The 10,404-nt window shown below is 68.0% G+C and carries 9 protein-coding genes; 3 read left to right on the forward strand and 6 right to left on the reverse strand.

The features are described from left to right. Positions 1-62: 62 nt before the first annotated feature. The 6 genes from DIE21_RS33215 to DIE21_RS33240 all read right to left on the reverse strand — a co-directional run bounded on the left by DIE21_RS33215 (position 63) and on the right by DIE21_RS33240 (position 8,173). Positions 63-2,342, reverse strand: coding sequence for an FdhF/YdeP family oxidoreductase (locus DIE21_RS33215; RefSeq protein ID WP_124501648.1), 2,280 nt, complete (start codon positions 2,340-2,342; stop codon positions 63-65). Positions 2,343-2,474: 132 nt separating this feature from the next. Beyond that, the gene (locus DIE21_RS33220) at positions 2,475-5,306 is read right to left on the reverse strand and encodes an ATP-dependent Clp protease ATP-binding subunit (protein WP_124501649.1); all 2,832 of its coding nucleotides are present in this window, start codon (positions 5,304-5,306) and stop codon (positions 2,475-2,477) included. A gap of 16 nt (positions 5,307-5,322) precedes the next feature. Beyond that, on the reverse strand, positions 5,323-5,562 hold the full coding sequence (locus DIE21_RS33225) for a hypothetical protein (RefSeq protein WP_124501650.1): 240 nt from the start codon (positions 5,560-5,562) through the stop codon (positions 5,323-5,325). Positions 5,563-5,925: 363 nt separating this feature from the next. Then, complete coding sequence (locus tag DIE21_RS33230; protein WP_124501651.1) at positions 5,926-6,195, reverse strand: hypothetical protein; 270 nt, start codon at positions 6,193-6,195, stop codon at positions 5,926-5,928. A 96-nt stretch (positions 6,196-6,291) separates the two neighbouring features. Next, positions 6,292-7,107, reverse strand: a complete 816-nt coding sequence (locus DIE21_RS33235) for a family 1 encapsulin nanocompartment shell protein (RefSeq protein WP_124501652.1) — start codon at positions 7,105-7,107, stop codon at positions 6,292-6,294. Next, positions 7,100-8,173, reverse strand: a complete 1,074-nt coding sequence (locus tag DIE21_RS33240; RefSeq protein WP_124501653.1) for a Dyp-type peroxidase — start codon at positions 8,171-8,173, stop codon at positions 7,100-7,102. The genes DIE21_RS33235 and DIE21_RS33240 overlap by 8 nt, the downstream gene beginning before the upstream one ends. Positions 8,174-8,592: 419 nt before the next feature. Here DIE21_RS33240 and DIE21_RS33250 point away from each other — a divergent pair, with 419 nt between their 5' ends. The 3 genes from DIE21_RS33250 to DIE21_RS33260 all read left to right on the forward strand — a co-directional run. Further along, positions 8,593-8,964: a LysR family transcriptional regulator gene (locus DIE21_RS33250; protein ID WP_124501656.1), complete on the forward strand. Its 372-nt coding sequence runs from the start codon at positions 8,593-8,595 to the stop codon at positions 8,962-8,964. Next, positions 8,961-9,413: a phosphate-starvation-inducible protein PsiE gene (locus DIE21_RS33255; protein ID WP_124501654.1), complete on the forward strand. Its 453-nt coding sequence runs from the start codon at positions 8,961-8,963 to the stop codon at positions 9,411-9,413. The genes DIE21_RS33250 and DIE21_RS33255 overlap by 4 nt, the downstream gene beginning before the upstream one ends. 662 nt (positions 9,414-10,075) lie before the next feature. Further along, a partial coding sequence (locus tag DIE21_RS33260) for a GntR family transcriptional regulator (RefSeq protein ID WP_148092769.1) occupies positions 10,076-10,404 on the forward strand: 329 nt, incomplete at its 3' end.

Below are 10,404 nucleotides of genomic sequence, written 5' to 3' on the forward strand. Positions count from 1 at the left end.
GCCGGTTCAGGTTCGCGGCATGGCGCGGCGGGCCGTGCGTCGCGACCCTGCCTGCCCGCGGATCAGGCGACCGCCGAGCGTGTGACGTGCACCGGCACCGACTTGTACGACGGCGTGCCGCTTTCCTTGTCGATGTAGTCGAGCGGCACGAGCACGTTCGCCTCCGGGTAGTACGCGCCGACCGACCCCGGCGCGATGTCGTACTCGATCGCGGTGATCTTCTCGAGGCGCAGCGTGCGGCCCGACGCGGTGATCGTCTCGATGTCGACGAGATCGCCGTGCTCGAGCCCGTACTTCGCGAGATCGGCCGGGTTCATGAACAGCACGTCGCGTCGCCCGAACACGCCGCGATAGCGATCGTCGAGCCCGTAGATCGTCGTGTTGTACTGATCGTGGCTGCGCAGCGTGATCAGCCGCAGCACCTGCGCGGCGCCGAGTACGTCCGCGTCTTCCTTCACGCCCTTGTAGACCGAGAACATCGCCTTGCCGGTCGGCGTGGGCCACACGCGCTCGGTCGGCGGCAGCGGCAGGCGGAAGCCGCCCGGCGTGCGGATGCGCGCGTTGAACGCCTCGAAGCCGGACACCGTCTTGTCGATCAGGTCGCGGATGCGGTCGTAGTCGGCGATCAGGTCGAGCCACGCGACCTTGCTGGCCGGCAGTGTCGCATGTGCAATGCCGGCCACGATCGCGGGTTCCGAACGCAACTGGTCGGAAGCAGGCTTGAGCTTGCCGGCCGACGCGTGCACCATCGACATCGAATCCTCGACGGTGATCGATTGTGGGCCGCTCGCCTGCACGTCGAGCTCGGTGCGGCCGAGCACGGGCAGGATGTAGGTTTCCTTGCCGACCAGCAGATGCGAGCGGTTCAGCTTCGTGCCGAGATGGACGCTGAGATCGAGCTTCGCCATCGCGGGGAACGACAGCTCGGGATCGGGCAGCGCGACCGCGAAGTTGCCGCCGAGGCACAGCAGCGCCTTGGCCTGGCCGTCGACCATCGCCTGCATTGCCTGCACGGCATCGTGCCCGTGCTGCGCGGGCGGCTTGAAGCCGCACACGTCCTCGATCTTCTGCAGGAACTCGGCCGACGGCTTCTCGGTGATGCCGACCGTGCGGTTGCCCTGCACGTTCGAGTGGCCGCGCAGCGGGCACACGCCCGCGCCGGGCTTGCCGAAGTTGCCGCGCATCAGCAGCAGGTCGGCGATCAGGCGCACGGTGGCGGTGCCCTTGTTGTGCTGCGTGACGCCCATCCCGTACGTGACGATCGTCGCGTTCGACTTCGCATACGCGAGCGCGACCTGTTCGAGCTGCGCCTGGCTCAGGCCGCTCGCGCGCTCGATGTCGTCCCACGACGTGGCCTCCAGGTCGGCGGAGAATGCGTCGAAGCCGCTCGTGTGCTGCGCGATGAAGTCGCGGTCGAGCACGTCGCCGCGCTCGGCCTCGAGCCGCAGCAGCGCCTTCATGATGCCCTTCAGCGCGGCCGCGTCGCCGCCCGCGTCGACCTGGTAGTACGTCGACGCGATGCGCGTCGAGCCGAACGACGCCATCTCGATCATGTCCTGCGGATCCGCGAAGCGTTCGAGCGCGCGCTCGCGCAGCGGATTGAACACGATGATCGGCACGTTGCGGCGCGAGCACTCGTGCAGCGTGCCCATCATCCGCGGATGGTTGGTGCCGGGGTTGTGGCCGATCGAGATGATCAGCTCGCAGTGGTCGAAATCCTCCAGCGACACCGTGCCCTTGCCGATCCCGATCGACTGCGGCAGGCCGACGCTGGTCGGCTCGTGGCACATGTTCGAGCAGTCGGGGAAGTTGTTGGTGCCGAGCTCGCGCGCGAAGAGTTGATACAGGTACGCGGCTTCGTTCGACGCGCGGCCCGACGTGTAGAACTCGACCTGCTCGGGCGGCAGCGCGCGCAGCACCTCGCCGATGCGCGCGAACGCGTCGTCCCATTCGACCGCGCGGAACGTGTCGGTCGCGCGATCGTAGACGAGCGGATGCGTGAGCCGGCCCATGTTCTCCAGCTCGTAGTCGGACATCCGCAACAGCGACGACACCGGGTTCGCCGCGAAGAACTCGGGCGTCACGCGCTTGGTCGTCGCTTCCCACGTGACGGCCTTCGCGCCGTTCTCGCAGAACTGGAACGTCGACTTGTGTTCCTTGTCGGGCCATGCGCAGCCGGGGCAGTCGAAACCGTCGGGCTGGTTGGTCCGCATCAGCACGATCGGCGCCTCGATGGTTTCCATCTGCGTGCGCACGGCATCGGCTGTCGCGCGAAGCGCGCCCCAACCGCCGGCGGGCCCATCGTACTTCCTGATGCCTGGCACGTCGCGTCGATTTGTCATGTGAATCTCCATGGGCCGCGCCCGCTGCGGGGCGGCTCGAGTTGCGCCGCGTCGCGGCGTGGGGCGGCGCCGTCGGGCGGACGGCGCCGGTCATGCGGACCCGTGCATGCGGGCCCGCGTGGTATCGGTGATTCAGGGCGCGTGCTTCTTCGCGCCGGACGACTTCTTTCCGGATGCCTTCGCGATCGGCGGGGACGTTTCGGCCTTCGCTTCGTCATCCTTTTCATCCGTCGACGCCTTCGCCGCCTTGCCGTTCGGCTTCGCCTCGCCGTCTGCGTCCTTCTTCGCGTCCCCGGCTTCAGGCGACGCGAGCTTGTTGAACGTCACTTCGTCGCTGGCCTTGTCGTAATCGACTTCGACGCGATCGCCGGACGTCAGCTTGTCTGCCAGGATCTCCTTCGCGAGCTTCGTCTCGATGATCTGGCGCACCTGCCGCTTCAGTTCGCGCGCGCCGAATTCCGGCTGGTAGCCGGCTTCGGTCAGGTGTTCGACCAGCGACTCGCCCATCACGAGCGTGATGTCCTGCGCGGCGGCGGTGCGCACCACACGGTCGAGCTGGATCTGCACGATCGAGCGGATGTTCTCCTTCGACAGCGCATGGAACACGATCACCTCGTCGATCCGGTTCAGGAACTCGGGGCGGAAATGACCCTTCAGCACCTGCATCAGCTGCTCGCGGATCGCCTTGTCGGTCTTGCGCGCGGCCTCCGGCTGCGTGAGGTTGTCCATGATGATCGCGGCGCCGAGGTTGCTCGTCGCGATGATGATCGTGTTGCTGAAGTCGACCACGCGGCCCTTGCCGTCGGTCAGGCGGCCGTCGTCGAACACCTGCAGCAGCACGTTGTAGACGTCCGGATGCGCCTTCTCGATCTCGTCGAGCAGGATCACGCTGTACGGGCGGCGCCGCACGCGCTCGGTGAGCTGGCCGCCTTCGTCGTAGCCGACGTAGCCGGGCGGCGCGCCGATCAGCCGCGCGACCGCGTGCCGTTCCATGTACTCGGACATGTCGATGCGGATGATCGCCTGCTCGTCGCCGAACACGGTCTCGGCCAGCGCCTTCGCGAGCTCGGTCTTGCCGACGCCGGTCGGCCCGAGGAACAGGAACGTCGCGATCGGCCGGTGCGTCTGGCCGAGCCCGGCGCGCGACAGCCGCACCGCGTCGCTGACGGCGACGACCGCGTCGTGCTGACCGACCACGCGCTCGCGCAGCTGCTCCTCCATCTTCAGCAGCTTCTGGCGCTCTTCCTGCGTGAGCTCGGACACCGGAATGCCGGTCAGCCGCGACACGACCTCGGCAACCGATTCGACGGTCACTTCCAGCGTCTCGGAACCGGTCTTGCGCTGCCACGCCTCCATCTTTTCATCGAGCGACTTCTGCTTCGCGCCGATCTGCTCCTCGAACTGCTTCGCTTCGTCGAAGCGCTTGCGCGACGTCGCGTAGTCCTGCTCGCGCTTCAGTTGCGCGATCTGCGCTTCGTCTTCCTGGATGTCGACGGGGCGCGACGTCGCGCCGATCCGCACGCGCGCGGCGGCCTGGTCGATCAGGTCGATTGCCTTGTCGGGCAGGAAGCGCGCGGTGATGTAGCGGTCGGCGAACTCGGCGGCCGCGACGAACGCGTCGTCGGCGAACGTGACCTGGTGGTGCGCCTCGAGGCTGTCGCGCAGCCCGCGCAGGATCACGATCGTCTGCTCGACGCTCGGCTCCGGCACGAACACCGGCTGGAAGCGCCGCTCCAGCGCCGCGTCCTTTTCGATGTGCTTCTGGTATTCGTTGAGCGTGGTCGCGCCGATCAGGCTCAGCTCGCCGCGCGCCAGCGCCGGCTTCAGCACGTTCGCGATGTCGAGCCCGCCTTCGCCGCCGCCCTGGCCCGCGCCTACGATCGTATGCAGCTCGTCGATGAAGAGGATCAGCTCGTCATGCTTGGCCGTCACTTCGTCGATCAGTTGCTTCGCGCGTTCCTCGAATTCGCCGCGATACTTTGCGCCGGCCACCATCGAGTTGATGTTGACCTCGACGAGCCGCTTGCCGCGCAGCACCTCGGGCACGTCGCCGTTCACAATCCGCTGCGCGAGGCCCTCGACGATCGCGGTCTTGCCGACGCCGGGCTCGCCGATCAGCACCGGGTTGTTCTTCTTGCGGCGCGCGAGCACCTCGATCGTGCTCTCGATTTCCTGCGCGCGGCCGAGCACCGGGTCGAGCTTGCCCTGGCGCGCGATCGCGGTGAGGTCGCGGCCGAACTTGTCGAGATTCGGCGTGCCGGTCGGCGCGTCGACGCGGCCGTCTTCCGCGCCCTTGCCGACGACCTTCACGACCTTCTGGCGCAGCGCTTCCGGCGTTACGCCGTATTTCTTCAGCAGCGTGCCGGCGATGCTGTCCGGCACCGCCGCGAGACCGATCAGCAGGTGCTCGGGACCGAGGTACGAGTGGCCGAGATCGCGCGAGGCCTGGAATGCGTACTGCACGGCCTTCTTCACGCGCGGCGAGATCGACAGCTTGTCGAGCGACGCGTCGGGGGAGGCGGTGCCGGTCTGGGCATGCTCGTCGATGTAGGCCTTCAGGTCCTGCGGCGACAGCTTCAGTTCCTTGAGCAGTGCCGCGCACACGTCGGTATCCGCGAGCGCGTACAGCAGATGTTCGGTGTCGAGTTCGCTGCGGCGCAGTTCGTGCGCCTTTTCGGCCGCGTGCTGCAGCAGTTCGAGCGTCTGCTCGCTGAACGCGTCGGTCGGGTCGACCGATTCGCGCGGAATCTCGGCGGCCAGCGGCGATGCGTCGCCGGACGCGCCGAACAGCGAGGACGCACCGCCGCCCAGCAGCGAATCGAACGGATTCAGCATGCTCTGATGCCGCATCAGCTGACGGAAGTGATAGTCGCAGATCGAGATCGTCTTGCGCTCGCCGTCCTGCATCACGGTGGCGCGCGCGACGGCCGGCCGGGCGTGACAGATATCGCAAAGTGCGGGCATGGTGGTCTGGCTCCTGTCAATGAACGTGGTTCGAAAGGGAAGTCCCGATGCGATACGGCGCCGAGGTGTGCTCGCCGCACGACGCGACCGGCCGCGCGCGCGCCGCGCCGGCGCCATCGCGCAGCGCAAGCCGGCGCGGCCGCCGCCCGCGCTCGCCGCCGGCAACACCGGCAACACCGGCAACACCGGCGCTTCGCGGCGTCCGCGGCATCACTTCGACTGCGTTCAAAATAGCGAATCGGCCCAGGGCCTCCAAGACACAGTTCCGCATCGGCCAGGCCGGGAATTGCACCCTCACATGCGCACGTGCGCGCGTTGCAAGGAGTACAGGCGAGCGTGCATGCGGGCGCGGCGTGCGGGACGCGGAAACGACGCGGCGCGCGAAGCGCGGTGCGACATCGGCGCGCAGGGCGCCGGTGGAGAGCAAACGGGAGGGCGCGCGCGAAGTGAAACGCGGCCGCGCAAGCGCATCGGCGCGATTACGCGGCGCGGCGGCGTGCTCGGGTGGGGTACGCCGGGGCCCGTGCGCACCGCATCCGGTGCGTCGCGCGGGGCCGATGACGAAGAAGGAGGGTTGCACGGTGCCGGCCGGACCTGGCGCAACCATGGCGCACCGGCGTCAGTCGGAGCATTTCATCGCGAGCCGCTGCCGTGCGATCTGCTTCACGTCGGTGGATAGCGCCGCATCCTGCAGATCATTGGCCCAGACGGAGAACGAATCCTCGATCAGGTTGCGGGTGTCGGGCGGCAGTTCGGCCAGCATCAGCGACACGACGGTGAACAGTACGGCGGTGTCGCCGACCTGGCGGCTCGCGTTCGCGTCGATGGCCTGCTTCAGCCCGTCGACCGACGCTTGCAGCGCCTGCAATGCTTCATTCGAATCGCTCATTTCACGCTCCATGCAGGAGGGTTCGGAAGGCGACGAACGTGCGGCCGGCAATGCGGCCAGTGCGCGCGACGCCCGGCAGGCATCGCGCGCGGGACGTCAGGTCGCCGCGCTGCCCTGCGGCGCCACGGCCACCGATGCCTCGCTCGTCAGCATCAGGAACGTGAACGTTTCGCGCAGGTACAGGCGCACGACCTTGTCGGTATGGCTCGTGTAGCCGATCGACACGTCTTCACCGAGGTGCAGCTCGTAGTCGCCGCCGCGGGTGGACAGCACGCAGCCGCCGCTGATCGCCGGCGCCCAGATGATCTCGCCGCTGACGATGCGCTTGATGTGGCCGAGCACCGGGTAGCCCTGGTCGCGCGCTTCGCTGAGCGCCGTGTAGGCGTCCGAGCCGAGCACGACCGAGTACGGGCCGTCGACGCCGGCGAGCCGCAGCGCTTCGAGCGCGTCGCTGATCGCGTCCGGATACGCGCTGACGTCGGCCGGCAGCGTGAGCTTGCGGTTCGACGTGCCTTCGCGAATGCCCACGATGTCCGCGGCCTGATAGCCGTCGAAGATCGCGCCGTCTTCGGCGAATGCGAGGCGCTGCGCGGCGTCCTTGGCCGGCTGCCAGTCGGCGTCGCGTGCGCCGCGCTCGACGCTGTCGATCGCATCGCGGCTCAGCTCGAACGGCACCGTCAGCTCGACGATCGTGCGGACTTCGCGCAGCCGTGCGCCCACCAGCTCGCGCGGTGCGGCGACCTCGCGCAGATGCCCGGTGCCGACGGCCGACAGCTCGGGGCCGGCGGGGCCTTCGACGTCGACCACGCGGCGCCCGGCCACCGAGCGCTTGAAGGTGCGTGCGACTTCTTCCTCGATCTGCTCCCAGGCGGACGACGAAATCGGCGCGAGTTCGCGATGCAGGTTATTCATGGGCTTTGGCTCCTTTCAGCGATCCGATGTTCAGCGAGCCGTCACGACGCGACTCGGGCGATGCGGGTGCCGGCTGCGCGGCGGCGGTGGCGTCGGCCGGTGCGGCGCGATCGGCGAGTGCTTCGAGCAGGTCGGCCGACGGCACGAAGAACAGCGAGCCGGTGACCGCGCGGCTGTAGTCGAGCAGCCGGTCGTAGTTGCCGGGCGGGCGGCCGACGAACATGTTCTCGAGCATCTGCTCGATCGGGGCCGGTGAACGCGCGTAGCCGATGAAATAGGTGCCGAATTCGCCGTAACCGGGGCGCCCGAACGGCATGTTGTCGCGCAGGATCTTCACTTCCTGGCCGTTTTCGTCGAGCGTGGTCAGCGCGCTGTGCGAGCACGACGGCTTCACGTCCGGCGCGAGTTCGATGTCGGACAGCTTGGTGCGCCCGATGATGCGCTCCTGCGTCTCCACCGCGAGCGCGTTCCAGCCGGCCATGTCGTGCAGGTACTTCTGCACGATCACGTAGCTGCCACCCGCGAATTCCGCGTCTTCGCCGCCGATCACCGTGAAGTCGACCGCCTCGCGGCCTTCCGGGTTCTCCGTGCCGTCGACGAAGCCGATCATCGCGCGCTGGTCGAAGTTGCGGAAGCCGTGCACCTCGTCGACGACCGTGACCACATCGCCGAGCGCGCCGAGCAGTTGCGTTGCAAGTTCGAAGCACAGGTCCATCGCGTCGGCGCGGATGTGCAGCAGGATGTCGCCCGGCGTCGCGACCGCGACGCGCTGGCCGGCGCCGAATTCGCGGAACGGATGCAGCGACGCGGGGCGCGGGTCGCCGAACAGCGCATCCCATGCGTCGGCGCCGAAGCCGCATACGCAGGACAGGTTGCCGCCCGGCACGCGCTTGCCGACCGAGCGCACGAGCGCGGCGATGTCGCCGCACCACGAACGGATCGTGTCGGCGCGGTCGGCGCCGGGGTTGACGGTTGCGACGAGGAAGATCGCGCTGCGCGTGATCGGGCTGTGAACGGCCTGGGAAAGCGGGGGACGGGTTTGCATCGCGGCCTGCCGGTCAGTCATGTCGGGACGGACGGGCCGCGGATGCCGCGGCGCGCGAAGACGAACGGTTGGACTGTGTCATGCGGCTGTTCTCTTTGTGACATGCGGATGAAGGACGTTGCGCGGGCATCGCGCAACGGGCCGCGGCGGCGGCGGCCTGCCGCCCGGGCGCGCAAGGGAAGGCGGGCGGGAAGGCCGCGCGTTCGCCCGGCGCGTGACCTGTCCGCACCGCGTAACGTCGTCGAGCCTGCAATCTAGCAGCTTCGGCGGGTCTTTGGAACACGTATCGACGATCTGTCATTCGAATGGGTTGATCGGGGTCCGATTTTGCGTCGCGTGCGTGCAGCTGTACTCCTGAAGCCCGCGGCGCTGTGCTCTTGAGCGTGCGTGACGCGTGCAGTAGATTAGGTTCGCCCTGCCCGCCGAAGAGGACCGTCATGATGAACCTGCTGGAAGCGATGCGCATTTTTGTCGCGGTGGTCGAGCATGGCGGGCTGTCCGGCGCAGCGTCCGAGCTGAAGCTCGGCGATGCGCAGGTGAGCGAGCGCCTCGACGCCCTCGAACGGTATCTCGGCTGCCGGCTGTTGCTGGATCGCGCGAGCGACGGCGTGGCGTGCACCGATGCCGGTGTCGCATTCGCCCAGTGCTGCCGGCGGACGCTGTCCGCGGTCGCGCAGTCCGCCAGCACAGCCGGTGCGTGCGCAACCGTTTCCGATGCGCGCGTCGCGGGCTTCCCGCTGTCCGATACCGTCCGCCGCGTCGACGCAGCGTCGAGCGCGGCACCTACGTCATTGCACCGGTCATCGCCTTGAACACGTCCACTGCTTCCGCCGATACGGCCGCCGAGCGCATCCGCCGCCGCTTCGGATACTTCCTCCATGCGGCCGAGCTGGCCGGGCTGATCGTGATCGGTCTCGCGACCGCGTTCGCGATGGCGCAGGAAGCGTGGAAGGTCGTGCTCGCGGGCGAGGTGTCGCTCACCGACCTGCTGCTGATGTTCTTGTATCTCGAGGTGCTCGCGATGGACGTGCGGTACCTGCGGCTCGGCCGGCTGCCGGTGCGCTTTCCGCTGTTCATCGCGATGACGTCGCTCGCGCGCGACCTTATTCTGCGCGGCGCGACGGATAGTCCCGAGCGGATGCTGATGACCACGTTCGGGATCGTGCTGCTCGCGGTGGGCGTGTTGATCCTGAGCTTCGGCCAGCATCGCTTTCCGGCGGAAGTCGACGATGTCGAGGAGGATGCGCACGCGCGGCGATAACGCGCGGCTCGCACTGCGCGTGACGCAGCGACGGGCACGCATGTCGAACATCGGGATATCGGCCGTCGCGTGCTCGCGGTCCGAACCTTCCGCGGACGATCGTCGGCTGGCGGCGGTCGCGTGGATCAGCGACACGAGAGGTGTCCAACGCCTCGGCAACTGATCGTCGCCGTGTCGATGACGCATCGCGCCGCGCCGCGCTGTTTGAAACCGCCGACATGCATGCCGCCGTCGCGGCCCGAAGGCCGTCGGGAATACCGAGCGTCGGTGCCTGTAGGGCAGGGGGCAAATCGTTGCCGTGCGATTGCACGTGCCGCGCCGGGGCGCCGACCTGCGTGCCGTCGGCCGTGTGTGCCCGGCATCCGCGCGGCGATACGGAAGGCACGGGATGCTGGCGTGCCGCTGATTTTCCATCTGTTCACCACACCCGCGCGATTTGGCGTTCGATCGCCAAACTGTCACTTACATTCACCGAATTGACGAAGTAGGATGCCGATCCTTGTCACGATGGGTTCCGCATTGCTATCCGCCTTCAATTTCGGTAACGGACGACGCTCGCACCGGGATGCCCGCGGCCGCGCACGGCTATCCGGCTTCGCGCAGCGGCGCGGCACGCGCATGCACGCGTCGCAGCCTGGTTCACCGCTGGCGGGGCGAGGCGGATGAAGCTCTACGAGAAATTCGCGAACGACATCGAGAGGCTCATCCGGCAACGCGTGTATCGACATGGCGATCGTGTGCCGTCGGTACGGCAGGCGAGCCAGCAGCACCGGATCAGCATCACGACCGTGCTGCATGCATACCTGCTGCTCGAAAGCCGCGGGCTGCTCGAAAGCCGCCCGCAGTCGGGGTACTTCGTGAACCTGCGCAACGACGACGGCCACGCGCCGGTGCGCGAGCTGCGGCCGTCGAAGCCGATCGCGATCTCGTCGTCGGTCGACATGAGCCGGCTCGTGCTGTCGACGCTGCGCGCGATCGGCACGGACGACGC

The sequence above is a fragment of the Burkholderia sp. Bp9140 genome, from assembly GCF_003853425.1.
Taxonomy (GTDB): domain Bacteria; phylum Pseudomonadota; class Gammaproteobacteria; order Burkholderiales; family Burkholderiaceae; genus Burkholderia.